The organism is Protofrankia sp. CiP3 (assembly GCF_917627345.1).
GTDB lineage: Bacteria > Actinomycetota > Actinomycetes > Frankiales > Frankiaceae > Protofrankia.
Genome location: NZ_CAKJTM010000064.1, coordinates 9,044 through 28,395 on the forward strand (window position 1 = coordinate 9,044; position 19,352 = coordinate 28,395).

Below are 19,352 nucleotides of genomic sequence, written 5' to 3' on the forward strand. Positions count from 1 at the left end.
TGAAGCATCAGGATGTGGAGTAGGGGCCTGGCCGCACGGCCGGGCCACCGTAGGAGCTGCCGTTGAGGCTCCCCCGAGGGGGCTGCTCGGTCATGGCCTGACTGACCTTGGAGGCGATGGCTTCGGTCAGCCGGATCGCCTGCGTGAGCGACAGGTTGAGCACGATCTCGCTGTCATCGGTCATCGCGAAGCGTACCGACACATCAGCCATGGTGGTTCCTTTCTTCCTGCGTCGGCCGCGAGAGGCCGTGGTTGGTCCTCCACGATCCCTGATCGCGCTACCGCGCCGGCAGGTACCCCCCGGCAGGCTTCGTTCCCCTCTGTTGGTTTTCATGAATGATTTTACTGAGAATAATAGTAATATTACTCACCGTCCAAAACCCGCGGTCCACTCCTGCGGCTCTTTCGCCTTAAGTGTTAGTACTGTCGCTGATGGTATCCATTGTCGATCACATTGGGAGGCTGGGTGACCGAGAATCGGGTGGCGTTGACGGACCGGCCAGGGCGTGTCTGATGGATCTTCAATCGCGCGGAGCGATGCCCAGCGGGCGTCCTGCCGCATCGCTGCCCGTAGGCCGCTTCGCGCCATACGGGGACCCCGGCTCGTCGCTCCGGCCAGAACACCGCTATCCGGGCCTGCTCCCAGGCCTCTTCGGCCGTGCGGGCCACTTGCTGGATCATCGTCCACATCGACCGCCATCCAGCAGGCACGCCCTGGCCGCGGCCGCGATCGCCGAACAGGGCCGGACGGGTCTGGTGAGCCCGGCCGGTACCGCTACTGGGCGTGGCACCGTGGAGATTTCTGTGGTGATGCCATGCCTCAACGAGGTGGCGTCGGTCGGGACGTGTGTGCGTAAGGCCCTTGCGGGTCTTGCCGCGGCTGGTCTCGATGGGGAGGTGATCGTCGTTGACAACGGCTCGACGGACGGGTCGGCCGCGGTCGCGCGCTCGGTCGGCGCGCGTGTCCTGGTGGAGCCGCGCCGTGGTTACGGAAACGCCTATCTCGCCGGATTCGAGGCCGCTCGTGGCCGCTATCTGGTCATGGGCGACGCCGATGACTCATATGATTTTTCTGAAATTTCCCTGCTTGTCGAGCCGCTGCGGGCCGGTCGCGCCGACTATGTTCTCGGCTCCCGTTTCATCGGAAAAATCATGCCTGGCGCGATGCCATGGTCGCATCGTTATCTGGGTAATCCGCTGCTGACCGGGATGCTTAACCGGTTCTTTGGCCTCGCCTCGTCTGATGCCCATTCTGGGATGCGGGCGTTCACTCGTGTCGCCTACGAGCGGATGAGGCCGCGATGCGGCGGTATGGAGCTCGCCTCAGAACTGATCATTTTGGCTGCCCGCGTCGGCCTGCGGGTCGAAGAAGTGCCGATCACATATCACCCGCGGGTCGGTACGTCCAAACTTCGTATGTTTCGGGACGGTTGGCGACATGTGCGTTTCATGCTGTTGCTCGCGCCGCGTCACCTGTTTGTCGCCCCAGGACTGATCTTGCTCGCGCTCGGTGTCACCGGGCAGTTCGTGCTCTTGCCCGGAGTCCTCGACGCCGGCTTTCACCGATTCGGCGTCCAGCTCTGCGTGTTGTTCGCGATGGCCGCTGTCCTCGGCTGGCAGGCGGTACTGCTGGGGGTCTTCGCCGATACCTACAACCGCGGGCTGGGCCGGGCCGGGCGCCCGCGCGGACTGCTCGCCTGGGCGCACCGACGGTTCACCCTCGAGCGCGGTCTGGCAGCTGGTTGTGTGCTGTTTGTTATCGGGCTGCTGGCCGGCACGGTCGTTTTCGGGCACTGTCTCGCCGCCGGTCTCGGCCCGGTCAACGAGCCGCGACCGGCGCTGCTGGCCATGACGCTGATGGTGCTCGGCGCGCAGAGCATCTTCGCGTCCTTTTTCCTCCAGCTGCTGATAGTGGGCTGTCCCGGGCCCGACGCGGTGCGCCGGAAATGACCGCGGTGTCGACGGCGGGCCGGCAGTGATCCCCTTTGCCGCTGGTTGTGATCGGCGGCTGCTGGACAATCACCTGGGTGGCGAGGACGCGATCAACTACCGGCGGTTCGAGCGTGACCTCGTCTCGCCGCACTGCGGCCGGCGTGTTCTGGAGATCGGGTCGGGCCTGGGAGACTTCGCCGCGGGCCTGCGCGGCTATGATCATCTTACTGTTTCGGACACCGATCCACTGTGCCTGCGGACGTTGCGTGACCGTTTCGCCGGCCGTACGGACGTCGATGTGATCATGCTCGACGTCGCGGCCCTGACCGGGACCGAGCTGCCCGGGGGAGCCGCGCCCGTGCCGCGCCCGGTTGACACATTGATCATGATGAACGTCCTGGAGCACATCGAAGACGACGTGGCCGCGCTGCGAGGGCTGTCTCGTCTGGTGGTCCCCGGCGGTCGCGTCGTGCTGTGGGTGCCGGCGTATCCGGCGCTGTACGGCGAGTTCGACCGCATGGTCGGTCATTTCCGCCGCTACACACCAGCCACACTGCGGCGGCCGGTGGAGCTGGCCGGCCTTCGCGTGGAGCGGGTGCATCCGGTGAACCTGCTGGGCGCCTTCGCCTGGTGGGTGGCTGTCCGGCGGGCGGGCCAGCGCGGCGTGGACCCACGGCTGGTCCGCCTCTACGACCGGGTCGTCGTGCCGACCAGCCGTTTTGTCGAACAGCGGATGCGGGTGCCGTTCGGGCAGTCGGTGCTGTGCGTGGCGACCCGGCCCGTAACGTGATCACCTGCTGAGGTGGGCGGCCGTGGTGGTGGGCGACCGATGGGACGGGCGTGTCCGGGAGCGGGCCGGCAGCCGGTATGACCGTACGATCACCGCTGCGCAGCGTCGTCGACATGCTCACCCCAACGCCGTCCGAGCGGGTGGAAGCGGGCGGTCCCGCCGGGCCGCCCGCCGCCGGAGAGACGGTCCCGGCATGCCCCGACCGGATGGCGCGGCGGCATGCCGGCCGGTTGTGGATGCGGCACCGCCTGTTCGTGTTGCTGCTCGGCGCCGGCACCGCGCTGCGGCTCGCGGCGTTCGCCGCCTACTGGCCGGCGTTGGAGTTCTATGGCGACTCCTACTCCTACCTGCGCTGTGTCCGTGAGCTCAGCCCGGATCCGGTCCGGCCGTTCGGCTACTCCGCGTTCCTGTTCTTGTTCTCCTGGTCGCCGTCGTTGGCGGTGGTTCCCGCTGTCGCGCATCTGCTCGGTCTCGGGATCGGGTCCGCGCTGTACTACCTGGCGTTGCGGCGTGGCCTGCCTCGGTGGCTGGCGGCGTCGGCTGCCGCGCCCGTGCTCCTGGACGCCTATCAGGTGGACATCGAGCAGATGGTCATGGCGGAGACGGTGTTCGCCGCGCTGCTGACCGCGGCGATCGTATTGCTGCTGTACCGCCCGCGCCCGACCGTCGCCGTGTCCGCCGCCGCCGGTGCGCTGCTCGCCGCGGCCGCCCTCACCCGTTCGGTGGCGCTGGTGCTGGGGGCGCTCGCCGCCGGCTATCTGATCGCCCGCGGGGCCGGGGCGCGCCGCCTCATCGTGTTTGTCCTGTGCTGGGCGGCACCGTTGTTGGCGTATGCGGCGTGGTTCGCCGCCGCACACGGGACCTTCGCGCTGCAGAACGTCGACGGGATGTTTCTCTGGGGCCGGGTCGCGCAGTTCGCGGACTGTGCCCGTATCGAGGTGGCGCCGCGGGAGGTCGTGCTGTGCTCACCGCATCCGCCCGAGGAACGGCCCGGGCCGAACTACTACGACTGGGACGCCGCCAGCCCGCGGTACCACTTCCGGGCGTTCGACGCGCAGAGCAACGCGTTGCTCCGCGATTTCGCGGTCAAGGTGATCGCGGCACAGCCCCACCGGTACGCCGCCCTGGTGGCGCATGATGTCCTGCACTACTTCGCCCCGTCACGTCACGCTGAGCCACCCGACTGGTACCTCGGGAGCTGGCGCTTCCCGGCCGGGCGGGCCGATCCGCGCTGGCACATCGACCTGGTGCTGCGGGACTTCAGAGGCGAGGCGGTGCCACGCCGGTACGATCCCTCGCTAGGTGGCCTGCTCCGGGGATACCAGGTGTTCGGGTTCACGCCAGGGCCGCTGCTCGGGGCCTGCGTGCTGGTCGGTGGGCTGGCCTCGATGGTCGCCTCCGGTTATGGCCTTGCCCGGGCACGCCATGACTGCCTGCTGCTGGTCGCGATGGGGCTCGCCCTGCTGGTGGTGCCCTGCGCGACCGCGGTGTTCGACTACCGCTACCTGCTGCCGGCCCTGGTCTGCTTACCGCTGGCGGGGGCGTTCGGGCTGAACCAGCTGCGGATCGTCCGGTTGCAGCTCCGCGGGGCCCGGCGCCGCTCCATCGGATGACGTGCGTGGCGGGAAGCCCGCGGGTGGCGGGCGGGGGACGCATGCACCGCGGCGCATGGCGGTGGCGGTAGGCGGTGGCGGTCAGATCCAGCCTGGGAACCACATGCGGACACGCCATGCCGAGGTCGGGATCACCTGTGCGGTCATGATCGGATAGAAGTAGACGAACAGCAGCACGACAATGATCGCGTAGACGCCGACCGCCAGCGACCCGGCAAGGCGGCGCGTTTCCGAAGCTGTCCGGGAGCCCAACGCGACACCCGCGAGCGCGGTCAGGCCGAGTACAAGGAACGGCAGCAGGGGCAGGGCGTAGAACAGGAACATCGTCCGGCTGGGGAAGGCGAGCCAGGGCAGGAAGGACGTGCCGAAACCGACCAGTACGAGAGCCGCCCGCCAGTCACGGCGGCTCGCCCACAGCGCGAGGACACCGACCAGAGCGAGCGTGCCGAACCACCAGATCGCCGGATTGCCGATCGCCAGGATCTCCCGGGAGCAACCGGCCTGGGCCTTGCAGCCGGACTCGGAGACCTTGGGCGCGCTGTAGTAGTAGGCGACCGGGCGCCCCAGCACCAGCCAGCTCAGTGGCTTGGAGGCATACGGATGCGAGGCATTGAGGTGCTCGTGGAACTGGTAGATCTGCATCTGGTAGTCCCACCAGCTGTGCAGGGCCGCCCACCTGCCGGTACCGAAACGGTGGCGGTTGTACCCTCCGTCGGTGACGAACCAGCCGGTCCACGTCGCGAAGAACGTCACCACCGGAAGGACGAGAAAGCTCACCCCCCAGATCGGGGTGTCCCGGGCCAGCGCGGCCAGGGCCGGCCGGCGCACACCCGCGGTCCGGCGCGCACCCACGTCCCAGGCGATGGCGAGTGCGGCAAACCCGACGATCGTGTAGACCGCGCTCCATTTCACACCCATGGCCGCGCCCAGAGACAGCCCGCAGGCCAGCCGCCACGGGCGTATGCCGAGCCACGGGCCACGGCCTGACAGGGCCAGGCCGCCGGACCCGCTCCCACCGGTGGCAGCGCTGTCAGCACCGGCAGCGGTGCCAGCGGTCCGGCCACGGCCGGCCTTCGCCAGCCGGGCCGCCAGCCGGGCGCGGCCGTCGTCCCGGTCGAGGACCAGACACGCCAGGGCCAGCACAAGACCTGTCAGCAGGAAGATGTCGAGAATCCCGATCCTGCTCTGGACGAACTCCAGCCCGTCGAAGGCGAGCAGGAGCCCGGCGAAGCAGCCGAGCAGAGTCGAGCGGAACATCCGTCTGGCGGTACGGGCGAAGACGACAACCACGAGCGTCCCCGCGACAGCGGAGGCGAAGCGCCAGCCCAGCTCGGGGTTGCCGTGCCGGGCCCCGGCACAGTCGGTGTAGCCGAAGAACCACTCGGACGCGGCCATCAGCCACTTGCCGAGCGGGGGGTGGACGACGAAGCCGGGGCCGTCACAGCCGCTCTTGATGTCGCTCAGCTCGTAGCCGTGGGTCATCAGGCTGTAGGCGTCGTGGGTGTAGTAGACCTCGTCGAAGTAGATACCACGCGGTTGGGTGAGCTGCCAGAACCTCAGGACGCCGGCGACCGCGGCAATCGCGAGCGAGGTGAGCCAACCGATCAGCCGGTCGGTCGGCATCGGCGGTGCCAGCCGGTCCGCCAGCGTCGGGCCGCCGGCAGGGGCCAGGGCAGCCCCGGAGGGCCGCGTGCCGCCGCCGTCCAGGGCTGGATATGTCGTTGTCACCGCCACCGCATCAATGTAGGTCGTGCTCCTGGCACACTCGGCGGGTGTCCGGGACTCTGGTGCTCTGCGGTGCGCCGATCGGTGATGTCCGCGATGCCAGCCCGCGGCTTGGCGAGATCCTCGCGACCGCCGACATCGTCGCCGCGGAGGACACCCGCCGGCTGCGCCGGCTGACCGCCGCGCTCGGCGTCACCATCTCCGGGCGGGTTGTCTCCTGCTTCGACGCGAACGAGGCGTCCCGCGCGGACTTCCTGCTCGCCCAGCTGAGCGCCGGCGCCACGGTGGCGCTCATCACGGACGCGGGCATGCCTGCCGTCTCGGACCCGGGGTTTCGGGTGGTGGCCGCCGCCGCGGCGGCCGGTGTGCCGGTCACGGTCGTGCCAGGCCCCTCCGCGGTGACCGCCGCGCTCGCGGTCAGCGGGCTGCCCACGGACCGTTGGGTGTTCGAGGGGTTCCTGCCGCGCCGACGGGGCGAGCGCCGGTCGCGCCTGACCGAGCTTGCTGGGGAGCGGCGCACACTGGTCATCCTGGAGGCTCCGCACCGGTTGCCCGTGACATTGGACGATCTTACCGTGGCCTTCGGGGCTGATCGTACGGGCGTGCTCTGCCGGGAACTGACCAAGACCTGGGAGGAGATCGTCCGGGACGATCTCGCCGGTCTCCGCGAGTGGGCGCGTGGCCGGGAGATCCGGGGGGAGATCACCCTGGTGGTGGCGGGCGCGCCGCAGGTATCTCCAGCTACCCGGGCAATGGTCGCCGGGACGCCGGCCGCGGCGGCCTTCGCCGCGGCGCTCGCCGCCGAGGTCACGGGTCACGAAACCAGCGGGACAGCCCGCAAGGAGGCCATCGCGGCGGTGGCGGCGGCCCGCGGAGTGCCGCGTCGCGTGGTCTACGACGCTGTGGTCGCGGCTAAGAGCGCCCGGCAATAGGGCCGTGGACCGTCCACAACCAGGCGGTGCGTCCTGTCCGTGCCTGATCAAGATCAACAAGTGCGTTGGATGATCAGCGCTTTCGCCGTCGCGCCCCACTCGTAAATGATCATGTATGGCCAGGTGTACCACGGCGGTGCCGCGGTGGCCAACAGGATGCGTCCGGCGTAGCAGCGGTTCAGCCGAAGCCGCGCTCTGGTGTCCTGCGGGGTCCCCACGACGACCAGCACGGACCGCCAGTTGTAACGGGCGGCGAGCTGCGCGGTCATCCGGGCTTCGCCCTGGGTGGTCAGCGGGTCCGGCCGGAAGCAGATCACCTGTACGCCGGGGATCGCGACCGGGCAGCGGTCCTGGCCAAACGGGTTTGAGACGGCGAGCATCGGCGCGTACCCGGCCCGGGCGAGTTCGACCGCCCTGGCCAGCCGGCCAGGGCTGCCCGCGTACATCACGATTGCGTCGACCCGTTGCGGCGGGTCCGTGGCCGGCCAGACGAACAGCCGCGCGGTCGCGATGAGGAACACCACCGCGGCCGCGGCAAAGGCGATCAGGCGCCGGGAGCGCCGTTGCCGCAGGTCCACCGGTGTCATGCGGCTTCGGGCCACGGCTGGCCGCCGCGGCGGTGCGGATAGCGCAGCGGGGCCCGCAAACGGTCGGGAGGCCAGACCGCGGCGGCCACGCCGTCCTGCCACTGCACCAGGTGGCCATGATGCCCGATCTGCAGTCCGGTGGCGGGGTCGAGGCGGAAGCGACCCAACACGGTGGACGTGTCGAGCGCACGTGCCGCGGCGAGCACGGAGAAGTCGTCGATCTGGCCGAGCGACCGCACACAGCGCCCGAGGAGCAACCCGGCGGTGAACGCCGCCGCCGCTGCCGCCGACGGCGGCTGGCCGTGCATGTGCTGGTAGCGGTTCACGAACTCGGACACGCTGGGGCCGGTGCCGGCCTGGGCGGGCAGTTGTGGCGACCAGGCTCGTGGGCCCAGCAGCCCCTCACGATGATCACCCATGGTGGTCAGGGCGCCATCATGCCCGGCGGTTGAGAACGCGGCGGCCCGCCATGGCCGACGCAGCAGGATCTCAGCCGCGGCGGCCTCGTCGTCGGGGCCAGCCTGGACGATCAGGACGTCCGCCGGTGGCAGCCGCCGCGCCGCGGCCTGTGCCTGCCCGGGCCGAAAGACGCTGGAGACCACTTCGAAGCCCCGGGCTGCCGCCGCGGCGCGCGTCACGGAGACGACTTCCAGCGACCAGTCGCCGGCAGCCACCATCAACGCGAGCTTACGTGCCCGCCGGTCGGCGGCGCGGACGGCGGCGAGAACCCCGCGCGTCCAGGTGGCCTGTGGGGCGGTCACGTTGATGACGTTGGGGAAGGCCTGGCGGACGAAGCGCGTCGACGGTGCCGCGATGTTGAACACCACGCGGTCGGTTGCGGCGAATGCCGCGAGCGCGGCCCGCGGCCCGTGCGGGCCGAAGATCGCAACAGGATTGGCGGCCACGGCGGACCGGATCGCCGCCGCGGGGTGCGGGTGGGCGTCGTAGGCGGTGACGTGGACCTCGTCCCACGCCGGTGGCACGTGCTCGTCGCGTGCCCACAGCGTGGCGGCATGCAACGCGGCCAGACCGGGCGCGACCGCCGGGCCGGTCAGAGACGTCACGAGTGCGACGGTGAGCGGTGAGGACATCGGTATCTGTTTACCAGGCGATGGGCCGGCGGCACCTCGGCCGTACAAGGATGCGGTACAAGGGACGTGGTCACGACACCGCCGCCGGTTTGCGCGCGGTCCGTAGGATCGACCGAGATGGCATACGTGCCGACCGGCGCGGTTGTCGTCCGGCATCGGCGGTACCGGACGCTGGCGGCGCCTTCCGAAGCGCCTGGCCGAGGGCGGTGCGATCGTTGTTCCATTCAGCCGGGGCTTCGTGAGGGGCAACGGCGGGGACAGCGCGGTGAAGCGCGGTGGAGATGGCACGGAAGGGACAGGTGGCCTGGCCAGATGGCACGGGATGCCGGACGTCGTGGCGACCCGCCGCAGCCACCGGAACCGCTGGCGGTGGAGGTGATCGACAGCCACTGCCATCTTGACATCATGGGTGGCGATGTGGCGCATGCGGTTGCCGCGGCGCGTGCCGTCGGCGTCCGGCGGATGGTCAGCGTGGGGATCGACCTGGCGACCAGCCGTTGGCAGGCGCGGGCCGCGGCCGAGCATCCCGATGTGTACGCGGCGGTCGCGATCCATCCGAACGACGCCGCCGACGGTGTCGAGGAACAGACCTTCGCGGAGATCGCCGAGTTGGCCACCATGCCGAAGGTACGGGCGGTTGGCGAGACCGGTCTGGACTACTACCGCACACCGCCCGAGCGGCACGCCGCCCAGCAGGAGAGCTTCCGCCGTCACATCGCGATCGCCAAGCGGACCGGCCGTACCCTCATGATCCATGACCGGGAGGCGCATGACGACACGCTGCGCATCCTCGCCGAGGAAGGCGCGCCGGACCAGGTGGTCTTCCATGCCTTCTCCGGCGACGCGGTCATGGCGAAGAGCTGCGCGGACGCCGGTTACGTGATGTCGTTCGCCGGTAACCTGACCTTCAGGAACGCGGGTGGCCTGCGGGACGCCGCCGCCGTCGCCCCCCGTGACCTGCTCCTCGTCGAGACCGACGCGCCGTTCCTGACACCGGAGCCGTGGCGGGGCCGGCCGAACAGCCCGTATCTGGTACCACTGACGTTGCGGGCGCTCGCCACTGCCCGCGGCGAGGATGTCGACACACTCGCCGCGGCGGTAGCAGCCACGTCTGAGCGGATGTTCGGGCCCTGGTAGGCCCCGGCCCCGTTGCCCGGGAGGCAGGCTTCGGGGGCGACGGGCTGCTGACGCCGGTCGCTGTGCGTGCTATCGCTGATGATCTGGGTGTGCGACCGGCAAAGCGGCGGGGCCAGAACTTCCTCGTCGACCCGAACACCGTCCGCCGCCTGGTGCGTCTGGCTGCGGCCGGATCCGATGAGACGGTCCTGGAGATCGGTCCTGGGCTTGGTTCGCTGACTCTCGGGCTGCTTGCGGCCGCGGGCCGCGTCGTCGCGGTCGAGGTGGACACGCTGCTTGCCGAGGCCCTGCCGGCGACCGCCACGGCCCGGCTCGGCCCGGCTGTGGCGTCCCGGCTGACCGTCGTGGCCGCCGACGGGCTGCGTCTCGTTCCCGCGGACCTGCCCGGTGCCCCACCGGATGTCCTCGCCGCGAACCTGCCGTACAACGTGGCGGTGCCGCTCCTGCTCGGTGTTCTTGAACGCTTCCCGTCGATTGGGCGGGGGCTGGTCATGGTGCAGGCCGAGGTCGCGGACCGGCTGACCGCGGCGCCGGGCGGCCGGGTGTACGGCGTGCCGAGCGTGAAGGTCGCCTGGTACGCCTCGGCACGCCCGGCTGGCGCGGTGCCGCGCGCGGTGTTCTGGCCGCGGCCGAACGTCGACTCGTCCCTGGTGGCGTTCACCCGGCGGGCGCCCGCGGGTCCGCCAGCGCTGCGCGGGTCTGTTTTCGCCGCAGTGGACGCGGCCTTCGCGCAGCGCCGCAAGACCCTGCGGACGGCGCTTTCCGGCTGGGCGGGCTCGGCGTCCACGGTCGAACGCCTTGCGCGCGCCGCCGGTGTAGACCCGTCCGCCCGAGGTGAAACGCTGGCCGTCGCCGATTTCACCCGCCTGGCCATCGCCCGGTCCGTTGACCCACCCGCCTGCGGCGGCTGATCTGGGCCGCTGTGTTCCGAGTTTGCGGTGGGTCAAGTGTCCTGCGGTGTCAGCCCGGTCATATTGTTCCATCGCTGCCGTCGGGTCAGGGTGGAAGTAGGTGCGTTCGTGTCCGGAGACGCAGAGCTGTCCGAACACACCGGACCGTCGGCCGTGGGGGGCGGCTGGACGCTGCTTCCCTGGGACGGTGACCCTGGATCTGATCGGCCGTCTGTTGCCGCGGCCACGGCGGGCCCGCCCACCCGGCATCGACGGCTGCGGCGGTCCAGCGGCGCTGGCGGCGGCAGGCGGGCAGGGGCCAGGGCTGCCATAGGCCTGTGCGGGTTTGGCGCGGTCCTCGGCATTGTTCTCGTGGTGGCTGGTCACCGTCCGGATGAAATGGCGGATCAGCCGGTTGCCGGCGTGCGCTCAGAGCGCCCCGAGGCGATCGACAACCAACCCCGGTTACCGACGTCGGCGGATGCTGGACCCTCCATCGCTGCGGGTGGGGCTACGTCGGCGCTGACCGCGCCCGCTAGCGGCCCGGTCTCCCATGCGGCGACTGTGGTCCGGTCTGCAGAGCCGACGTCGGTCTCAGCGCCGCCGGCCACGACGCCGGTCGCCGCGGCCCAGTCGTCTGCACCGGTACCGGGCATGACCGTGTTGCTGCCCTCCGCCCAACCGTCCTCCACCCTGTTGCTCGCCCCGTCATGCCGCGCCGGTCATGGTCACGGGCATCAGACGCCCGACTGCCAGATCGGCTGAGAATTCCTGATCGCCCGACGGGGTGGAAATGTCGGACCAGACACCTATCCTGAACATATGTTCGAATCGTCTGATGGGTGTGCCGACCCAGACCCGGTCGGCCCAGGCCCGGCCAGTCCTGACCCGGCGACCGCCCTCGACCTCGACGGCGTGGACATCGAGGGGCTGGACGCGTCCACCTGCCTGACCCTGATGGCCACCATCACCCGCCAACGCGCCGCCCTGGACGCGGTCATGCTCCGCGCGCAGGGCCGCTTCGCCCACCTACGCCCCGAAACTGGCCCACAACGGCCCTTCGGGGAATTCGCCCCGGACGAAGTCGCCGCCGAACTCGACCTCTCCTACCACGCCGCCGCCACCCAACTCGCACTCGCCCACGCCGTAACCCACCGGCTACCCGCAACCCTGGCCGCCCTGGCCGCCGGCATCCTCGATCTGGGCCGGGTCCGCGCCGTCGCCGACGCCACCGAACCGCTCTCCGACGCCCACGCCGCCGCGGTCGAGGCGAGGGTCCTGGCCCACGGCGGACGAGCCAGCCACGCGGCGTTCCGCCAGGCGTTGCGCCGCGCGGTGCTTGCGATCGACCCCGACGGCGCCACACAACGCCACGAACTCCAACGCCGAGGGCGCCGGGTCGGCCTCCAGTCGTTGGAGGAAGGGATGGCCGAGCTCTCGGCGTTCCTGGCCGCCCCCGACGCCCAAGCCGCCTACCAGCGCATCGACGCCCTGGCCCGCCGCGCCGGCGACGCGCAGGATGTCCGGAGTATGGACGAACGCCGCGCCGACGTCCTCACCGACATTCTGCTGGGCCGCCACCGCGACGACGACCCGGTCCGCGTCGAGGTCGGAGTGCTGATTCCACTAGGCACCCTGGCGGGGCTGGCCGACACCCCCGGCGAACTGGCCGGCTACGGACCGATCCCGGCCGGGCTCGCCCGCGACCTGGCCGCCAACGCAACCTGGCGACGGCTACTCACCGACCCGGTCGACGGCCACGTCGTCGACGTCGGACGACGCCGATTCCCCTCACCCGCACTGGCTCGCCAGATCCGGGCCCGGGACTGGGTGTGCCGATTCCCGGGATGCCGAACACCCGCCACCATCTGCGATCTCGACCATGTGCGGGCCTACACCGCGGGCGGCACCACCGAAGCAGCCAATCTGCTCACGCTATGCCGACATCATCACCGGTTGAAGCACGACGGGACCTGGACCGTCGAAGTAACCGAAACCGGCACGGCCACCTGGACCAGTCCGGAACTACGCGTCTACCAGACCGAACCCGAACCCCACCCGGAACCGCCGCCCACCCCGCAACCGGACCCAGAACCCGAGCCGCCACCCTTCTGACCGGGACACGGCTGCCGGACTCTGATCGAAAATTGCTGGCCGATCAGGTAAGCATGCCTGGTCAGTGCGCGCGGTCACCGTGGCCGGGGCGCGGGATGAGCTGGATTTCGGTGGCGAGGTCCGCGCGGGACAGGGCGCCACGCGCATGCGGCAGAGCGGCCCGTTCGATATCGGCTCGGATCCGGTGGACGTCCGTGCTTGGCTTCATGGTCACCACCACCCGTAGCAACGGCCGCCTTGCCGTGCCGAGCAGCCGCGCACGCACCTGCCGGACGCCCGGCAGCGTAGCCAGTTCGCCTTCCACCGCGCCGGTGAAGGCTCGCGCGTTCACCCGGACGCGCCCGAAGGTGTCGTCGACGACATACAGGCCGGGCAGATTCCCGGTGGACTTCTGCAGCCACAGCCAGGCGAGCGCCAGCAGGACGACCAGACCCGTGACCACTCCGACGACCGGCCAGAACCACACATGCTCGGCGGCAAAGGAACGGTCCCGCGCGGTGAGCCCATACCGGGCCGCGACGTCATCCCCGAACACCCCCCGGCCGGCGAGCAGCGCGACGGCCCCACCGCCCAGGCACACCAGCCCCAACAGAACGAACACCACCCGGTTCAGCAGATCGACTCCAGGGGCGAACGGCTGCCTGCGCGGCCGGGACATCTTCGCCGATCCGGTCGGCTCGGCCATGCTCACCTCGTCCGGCTGAATCGGTGGACCGAGCTGGGGGATCGGGCTGTCCATGGTTCGTGCGCTCGTGGGGCTCACGGTTGCGTTCATGTGTGGTCCTTTTTCCGCTCCTCGTTCCGGGCGTCCCGCCGGGCGCCTTCCGGATCGGGTTTGGTCAGATCGAGGCCGACCGGATGCTGCCTGGCCCGCTCACCCATGGTTGAAACATCGAAGATTGCTTTCGTGGTTGCCGGGGCCGGTGCGGGACCGCTCGAGCCGGCGAGCGCGGGGTCCTGCCGCGTGTCCGCCGGTGGCGGTGGCGGTGGCGCGGGCTGCGGCTGTGTCGGTTCCGGCACGACACCGCCGGCACGGGAGGCCGGACGTGACGCCTTCACCTTCAGTTTCACTTTCGGGGGCGACGCCAACTCGAAGGAGGCCAGCCGTTCGCGGATCTCGTCACGCACCTGTCCCGGCGCGTCCGGGTTGATCCGGGGACTGCTCTCGATCTTCACCTTGGCGGTGCGCCGCCGGAGCCGGACCTTTGCCCGGGTCACGCCGTCGATGTCTTCGGCCGCGCTGGCGAGCGCACGGGCGATGCCGCGCCCGGCGGCGAAGGTGGCCGTCCCGGTCGGGGACGGCCGGACTGCGAACCATTGCAGCCGGCCGCGCCGCAGCCCCAGCACAAGCAGCAGGATCCCGCCGGCGCCGAGGATGACGCCGAGCACGGTCGGCCCTGCGTCGGACCAGGTGTTGCGTGCCATGGCGGCCGTTATCGACTGCCAGTCGACGATGGCGTACCCGTCGTCGAGGGCCGCGCTGACCATCTCGATGATCGCGATGACCCCGACCGCCGCGATGACCGCCGCAAGCAGCGCCGCGACAATCCGGTTTGTCACGCGCACGATGGTGACCTCCCGTGAGCTACCGTGCCCGGCTGCTCGGGCCGGCGTCGAACTCGAAAGCGGACACGTCGATGTCGATGTGGGTCACCCGTAGGCCGGCCAGGTCGGCCACCTGTTGGGTCACGCTGGTGCGTACCGCTTCACATACCTCAACAATCCGGACAGGATACCGTACGGACAACGAGATGGAGATTGAAGCGGTACCTCGGCCGACGCGCGCTGACACCTGCGGGGGACGCTCGTCGGTGGCCTGCCGCCGCCCTCGGCCGGGATGCCGCTGTCCCAGCCCGCCGACGGTTTCGACATCCAGCGCGGCCTGGGCCGCGATTTTCTCGATGACGCCGCCGGCGACGATCAGGTTTCCCCGGACCGCGTTCTCGGCACGGCGCGTTCCAGCGCGTGTCATCTCGTATCGCGGCGTTCACCGCCGCTGACATAGCGGTTGATATCGATCTCGCCGTCCAGGATCTTGCCTATGAACAGGCCGAGCGCCCCGAAGACGAGGACGATCAGGAACTCGCCGAAATCGCCGAAGGCGAGCGCGAGGCCGGAGATCAACCCGGTGATGAGACCGATTGCGCTCGAACGCATCGAAGCCTCCTTGCTAGACGGTCGTACTTGCTGGTAGGCCCATAGCCACGGGCCCACGGGCTGGGCCCGGCGGCGGGCGGGCGTTAACGTACTCGTGGGGACTTTGGCGATCTTCGCCAGAGCCGCTGTACACGACACTCGTGCGGGTGGTGCTCGCGCAAGCGGTGCCAGTGTGCCCACTGTCCACGCAGCCAGTAAGCGATGATCTCAAACCTGGTCCGCCGGTGGTAGCCGCTCACGTCGGCACATCCGGTTCGGGGTGGCCGTTCCGGTCGCCGAGCCCGCAGGCCAGCCATGAACACAGCGGGGTCGCCGCCTCTGTCCGGGTGGTTCTCCCGGATGAAGCGACGTGCTTCGGCGCGTCGGGCGGCGGCATCCGCCGCCCCGTCCAGCCGCGCTGGCCCGGACCGGCCGGTGGCGGGTCCGACCGGTTTGTCGATCATTGTTTTCCAGCCCTGCTGCTTGTACGGGTCGCTCCAGCCGCGGCCGACTTGGTCATGGCCGTCTTCCCCCGGGCCGCCCTGCCGCCGGCCGTGCCGCGCGAGTGCGTCCCACCGGTGCCGCGCGGCTGGCCGGCGGGCCTGGTGACGGGCCTGTCCGGGAGGAGCTCGAGATCGTCGACGAGCACGTCGATCCGCTCGCACTCCGGAGCCACCGCGGTGACCGCGCTCCGGACCTGGCTGGCGATCTCGGCAATCGTCGGCCCGAACCGGCCGACGACATGGATGGCGACCCCACCCAGTACCTTGCGGACGCCGACGACGCGCTGGCCGGGCAGATACGTGACCACGTTGCCGCTGGCTCCGGGAGACAGCGCGGCGACCGCGGAGCAGCGGGCGACCGCGGCCGCGATCGCGGCCGGCCGCGCGGACACAACCAAGCGGACCATGACTGCTACTGCACCCGGGCCTGCTTGTCGTCATCATCTTCGGGGATGTAGACGTCATCAACAGCGATGTTGACTTCGGTCACCTCCAGACCGGTCATTCCCTCGACCGAGCTGACGACGTTGCCGCGGATCGCCTGTGCGAGATCCACGATCGACACGCCGTAGTCGACCACGACGTCGAGATCTATTGCCGCCTGCCGCTCGCCGACCTCGACACCGACTCCCTGCGAGACGTTGCGGCCGGACGAGCCGGGGATACGCTGGCGCAGCGAACCGACCGCGCGGGCGCTGCCGGAGCCGAGATTGTGCACGCCTTCGACCTCGCGGGTCGCCACGCCCGCGATCTTGCGGACGACCGAGTCCGCGATGGCGGTCCTGCCCTGGCTCGTCACGAGTTCGGTGGTGCTCCGCCGGGACACGCCGGCCCCGTCGCGGTGGGCTGTCTCGCGGGTCACGGGAGCGGTTTTCTCGGTGGTTGTCGTGCTCATGACGTGCCTCCGCAATCGTTGGAGTCGTGGGGATGGATCCCTCGGCTTTCCGGAGATCTCCGGCCGGGCGGGCCCCGTGGCCAGCGGTCGCTGGCCGTCCACAGGCGACAGCCGGTCGTGTTCGGCGCGGTCAACCGGCTGGTATGCAGCGTCCTACCCGGTGGTGAGGGGGCCACTCGCGTCCGGCCGGCCGGATAGGTTCGTTGGTGCCCGGTCGGAACACGCCCCACGAGTGAGTGAAGGAGCGTCCGCTGCCTCGGTCTCATCCGCACCCTTCCGGTGCGCCCGGCCCCGGTCGGTCGTCCGTGCCCGCCCAGAGCAACCGGGTGACCGTCCGGTCACCGGCAAAGGTCAACCTGCATCTCGGGGTCGGCCCGCGTCGTGACGACGGCTATCATGCGGTAACTACAATTTTGCAGGCTGTTTCACTCTATGACGACATCACGGTTACGGCTGCCCCGGACGACGTCACCGACCCGGACGCGGTGGAGCCGGTCGTCGCGGTTGAGGTCATCGGTGAGGGTGCCGCGGGTACCACCCCGGCCGCGCTGCCCGGGGACCCGGCCGTGAGCTCGGCGGCCGCCCGGATCTCCCTGGTGCCGACGGGCTCGGACAATCTGGCTGTTCGTGCCGCCCAGGTGCTCGCGGTCCGCGCCGGGGTCCGTGGTGCGGGGGCGCGCCTGAGCATGGTCAAGGGCATTCCGGTCGCGGCGGGGATGGCTGGTGGCAGCGCCGACGCGGCCGGGGCGCTGGTCGCCTTCGACACCCTGTGGGGTACTGGGCTGGACCGCTCGGTCCTCGCGGAGCTCGCCGCCGGGCTCGGTAGCGACGTGCCGTTCCCCCTGGCCGGGGGGACAGCGCTCGGCACCGGCCGAGGCGAACAGCTGACGCCGGTCCTCGGGCGTGGCGAGTACCACTGGGTTTTCGCGCTGGCTGACGGCGGCCTGTCCACCGCGTCCGTCTATGCCGAGTTCGACCGGTTGTCCGAGGGGCGTCTGCGCACCGAGCCCACGCCGCCTGGCGGGGTACTGGCGGCGTTGCGTACCGGAGACCCCGTCGAGCTGGGCAAGGCTCTGGTGAACGATCTGCAACCGGCCGCGTTGCGGCTGCGCCCGTCGTTGCGCCGCGTGCTTGAAACCGGGACCGAGCTCGGGGCGGTCGGCGCCATCGTCAGCGGCTCCGGGCCGACCTGCGCCTTTCTCGCGCGGGACGCCGCGCAGAGCGTAGCCCTGGCGGCGAGCCTCGCCGGGATGGGTGTCTGCCGGGCGGTTCGGCGGGCGTACGGCCCGGTCGCCGGTGCCCGTGTGATCGACCCTGGCGTGTCCGGGTGAACCGGGGGATGTCTCCTGCCGAGTCAGCTCCGATGAGCGCCACCTGATGAGCGGTGTCCTGGTCACGATGGAGGCGGTGGTGGCCGCCTTCGGCACCCGTGTCCTGCTGGACCGCGTCAGCCTCGGGGTGGCGGCCGGAGAGCGGATCGGGGTCGTCGGCCGCAACGGCGCGGGCAAGAGCACCCTGCTCAAGCTCCTGGCCGGGGAGGCTCACCCCGATACGGGCCGGGTCGTGCGCACGGGATTCCTGCGCGTCGGCGTCCTGTCCCAGGACGACCGGCTCGTGCCCACGGCGACCGTGCGGCAGGCCGTGGTCGGTGACGTGCCCGACCATGTGTGGGCCGCGGATCCGCGTCGCCGGTCGGTGCTCAGCGGGCTGGGCCTGCTCGACCGCCTGGACGACATCGTCGGGCAGTCATCCGGTGGGGAGCGTCGGCGCACCGCCCTGGCCGCGCTGCTCGTCGATGACTTCGACCTGCTGGTACTGGACGAGCCCACCAACCACCTCGACGTCGAGGGCGTCGCGTGGCTCGCGTCCGAGCTGGCCTCCTGGCGTGGCGGGCTGCTCGTCGCAACGCATGACCGGTGGTTCCTCGACGAGGTGTGCGACCGGGTCTGGGAGGTCGTCGACGGCCGGGTGGACGCCTACGACGGCGGCTACAGTGCGTACGTACTTGCCCGCGCGGAGCGGGCACGGCGGGCTGACGCCGCCGAGGCCCGGCGCCAGAATCTGCTCCGTAAGGAGCTTGCCTGGCTGCGTCGCGGCCCGCCGGCCCGGACCGCCAAGCCGCGCTTCCGCATCGAGGCGGCCAACGCCCTGATCGCTGATGAGCCGCCCGTGCGCGACACCCTTGGCCTGCGCACCTTTGCCGCCTCCCGCCTCGGTAAGGATGTCTTCGATGTCGAGGATGTGACGCTGCGCCTCGGTGACCGGGCGCTGTTCGCGAACATGACGTGGCGGTTGGGCCCGGGGGACCGGGTGGGTCTCGTCGGGATGAACGGGAGCGGGAAGACCACGCTGTTGCGCCTGCTGACCGGCGCGCTGAGTCCGGATTCCGGCAGTGTCCGAGTGGGACGCAGTGCGCGTCCCGCCCTGCTCACCCAGGAGATCCGCGAGCTGAACCCGAGGCTGCGGGCGCTGGAGGCGGTCCAGGAGGCCGGCCAGGTCCTGGAGGTCGGGCCCCGGTCGAAGCCGTCGGCGCATGCGCGAGGCGCCGCCGGGGACGGCGGGCGGAGCCGGGAGCTGACCGCGGGCCAGCTGCTTGAACAGTTCGGTCTGCCGTCGGCCCGGCAGTGGACACCGGTCGGTGACCTCTCCGGCGGGGAGCGGCGCCGGTTGCAGCTGCTGCGGTTGCTCATGGAGCGACCGAACGTACTGCTCCTGGACGAGCCCACGAACGACCTGGACACCGACACGCTGACCGCGCTGGAGGACATCCTGGACTCATGGCCGGGAACCCTGGTTGTGGTCAGTCATGATCGCTATTTCCTGGAACGGACCTGCGACACGATTGTCGCTCTGTTCGGCGACGGCTCGCTGGTCATGCTGCCCGGCGGGGTCGAGGAGTACCTGTCTCGCCGCCGGGAGCTGGGCGCGGCGGGCGCCGGGCCGCTCACCGGCGCGGACGGCTCGGCCAGCGGTGGCGGTGGCGGTGGCGCCGGCGGCGTCCGGACC

19 protein-coding genes are annotated in these 19,352 nt (G+C 70.5%); 9 read left to right on the forward strand and 10 right to left on the reverse strand.

Features of this window, described 5'->3' with window-relative positions:
* Positions 1–7: 7 nt before the first annotated feature.
* Entirely contained in the window at positions 8–211 is a 204-nt protein-coding gene (locus tag MJ797_RS18780) for a hypothetical protein (protein WP_131745275.1), read from the reverse strand.
* Between the two features lie 302 nt (positions 212–513).
* Here MJ797_RS18780 and MJ797_RS18785 point away from each other — a divergent pair, with 302 nt between their 5' ends.
* The 3 genes from MJ797_RS18785 (at position 514) to MJ797_RS18795 (ending at position 4,335) form a co-directional block, all read left to right on the forward strand.
* Complete coding sequence (locus MJ797_RS18785) at positions 514–1,950, forward strand: glycosyltransferase family 2 protein (protein ID WP_239336947.1); 1,437 nt, start codon at positions 514–516, stop codon at positions 1,948–1,950.
* A 25-nt stretch (positions 1,951–1,975) separates the two neighbouring features.
* On the forward strand, positions 1,976–2,722 hold the full coding sequence (locus tag MJ797_RS18790) for a bifunctional 2-polyprenyl-6-hydroxyphenol methylase/3-demethylubiquinol 3-O-methyltransferase UbiG (protein ID WP_239336949.1): 747 nt from the start codon (positions 1,976–1,978) through the stop codon (positions 2,720–2,722).
* A gap of 77 nt (positions 2,723–2,799) precedes the next feature.
* Positions 2,800–4,335: a hypothetical protein gene (locus MJ797_RS18795; RefSeq protein ID WP_239336951.1), complete on the forward strand. Its 1,536-nt coding sequence runs from the start codon at positions 2,800–2,802 to the stop codon at positions 4,333–4,335.
* Between the two features lie 81 nt (positions 4,336–4,416).
* Here the strand turns inward: MJ797_RS18795 and MJ797_RS18800 are convergent, their stop codons facing one another.
* Positions 4,417–6,069 carry a dolichyl-phosphate-mannose--protein mannosyltransferase gene (locus tag MJ797_RS18800; RefSeq protein WP_374582556.1) on the reverse strand — a complete coding sequence of 551 codons (1,653 nt, stop codon included), beginning with the start codon at positions 6,067–6,069 and terminating at the stop codon, positions 4,417–4,419.
* A 38-nt stretch (positions 6,070–6,107) separates the two neighbouring features.
* On the opposite strand from MJ797_RS18800, the gene rsmI reads away from it, so the two are divergent.
* A complete protein-coding gene (rsmI, locus tag MJ797_RS18805; protein WP_239336953.1) occupies positions 6,108–6,992 on the forward strand; it encodes a 16S rRNA (cytidine(1402)-2'-O)-methyltransferase in 885 nt (294 codons plus the stop codon).
* 53 nt (positions 6,993–7,045) lie between these two features.
* On the opposite strand, the gene MJ797_RS18810 is transcribed toward rsmI, so the two are convergent.
* Together MJ797_RS18810 and MJ797_RS18815 are read right to left on the reverse strand one after the other, a co-directional pair.
* Positions 7,046–7,579, reverse strand: a complete 534-nt coding sequence (locus MJ797_RS18810) for a YdcF family protein (protein ID WP_239336955.1) — start codon at positions 7,577–7,579, stop codon at positions 7,046–7,048.
* The gene (locus MJ797_RS18815) at positions 7,576–8,670 is read right to left on the reverse strand and encodes an ABC transporter substrate-binding protein (RefSeq protein WP_239336957.1); all 1,095 of its coding nucleotides are present in this window, start codon (positions 8,668–8,670) and stop codon (positions 7,576–7,578) included. The genes MJ797_RS18810 and MJ797_RS18815 overlap by 4 nt, the downstream gene beginning before the upstream one ends.
* 312 nt (positions 8,671–8,982) lie before the next feature.
* Between MJ797_RS18815 and MJ797_RS18820 the strand changes: the two genes are divergently transcribed.
* From MJ797_RS18820 to MJ797_RS18830, 3 genes are all read left to right on the forward strand, one after another.
* Positions 8,983–9,807, forward strand: coding sequence for a TatD family hydrolase (locus MJ797_RS18820; protein WP_239336960.1), 825 nt, complete (start codon positions 8,983–8,985; stop codon positions 9,805–9,807).
* A gap of 89 nt (positions 9,808–9,896) precedes the next feature.
* On the forward strand, positions 9,897–10,718 hold the full coding sequence (rsmA, locus tag MJ797_RS18825; RefSeq protein ID WP_239336963.1) for a 16S rRNA (adenine(1518)-N(6)/adenine(1519)-N(6))-dimethyltransferase RsmA: 822 nt from the start codon (positions 9,897–9,899) through the stop codon (positions 10,716–10,718).
* A gap of 801 nt (positions 10,719–11,519) precedes the next feature.
* Positions 11,520–12,812, forward strand: a complete 1,293-nt coding sequence (locus tag MJ797_RS18830; RefSeq protein WP_239336966.1) for an HNH endonuclease signature motif containing protein — start codon at positions 11,520–11,522, stop codon at positions 12,810–12,812.
* Positions 12,813–12,873: 61 nt separating this feature from the next.
* Here MJ797_RS18830 and MJ797_RS18835 read toward each other — a convergent pair whose 3' ends face one another.
* The 6 genes from MJ797_RS18835 to MJ797_RS18860 form a co-directional block, all read right to left on the reverse strand.
* Positions 12,874–13,587, reverse strand: coding sequence for an alkaline shock response membrane anchor protein AmaP (locus MJ797_RS18835; RefSeq protein ID WP_239336969.1), 714 nt, complete (start codon positions 13,585–13,587; stop codon positions 12,874–12,876).
* Positions 13,584–14,378 (reverse strand): DUF6286 domain-containing protein, encoded by a 795-nt coding sequence (locus tag MJ797_RS18840; RefSeq protein ID WP_239336972.1) that lies wholly within the window; start codon positions 14,376–14,378, stop codon positions 13,584–13,586. The genes MJ797_RS18835 and MJ797_RS18840 overlap by 4 nt, the downstream gene beginning before the upstream one ends.
* 19 nt (positions 14,379–14,397) lie before the next feature.
* Positions 14,398–14,784: an Asp23/Gls24 family envelope stress response protein gene (locus tag MJ797_RS18845; RefSeq protein ID WP_239336975.1), complete on the reverse strand. Its 387-nt coding sequence runs from the start codon at positions 14,782–14,784 to the stop codon at positions 14,398–14,400.
* The gene (locus tag MJ797_RS18850; RefSeq protein WP_239336978.1) at positions 14,781–14,969 is read right to left on the reverse strand and encodes a hypothetical protein; all 189 of its coding nucleotides are present in this window, start codon (positions 14,967–14,969) and stop codon (positions 14,781–14,783) included. The genes MJ797_RS18845 and MJ797_RS18850 overlap by 4 nt, the downstream gene beginning before the upstream one ends.
* A gap of 439 nt (positions 14,970–15,408) precedes the next feature.
* A complete protein-coding gene (locus MJ797_RS18855) occupies positions 15,409–15,858 on the reverse strand; it encodes a hypothetical protein (protein WP_239336995.1) in 450 nt (149 codons plus the stop codon).
* Between the two features lie 5 nt (positions 15,859–15,863).
* Positions 15,864–16,346, reverse strand: coding sequence for an Asp23/Gls24 family envelope stress response protein (locus MJ797_RS18860; protein ID WP_239311943.1), 483 nt, complete (start codon positions 16,344–16,346; stop codon positions 15,864–15,866).
* 305 nt (positions 16,347–16,651) lie between these two features.
* On the opposite strand from MJ797_RS18860, the gene MJ797_RS18865 reads away from it, so the two are divergent.
* Together MJ797_RS18865 and MJ797_RS18870 are read left to right on the forward strand one after the other, a co-directional pair.
* Entirely contained in the window at positions 16,652–17,677 is a 1,026-nt protein-coding gene (locus tag MJ797_RS18865) for a 4-(cytidine 5'-diphospho)-2-C-methyl-D-erythritol kinase (RefSeq protein ID WP_374582561.1), read from the forward strand.
* A 46-nt stretch (positions 17,678–17,723) separates the two neighbouring features.
* Positions 17,724–19,352: ABC-F family ATP-binding cassette domain-containing protein (locus tag MJ797_RS18870; RefSeq protein ID WP_239336997.1), on the forward strand; the 1,629-nt coding region annotated here is incomplete at its 3' end.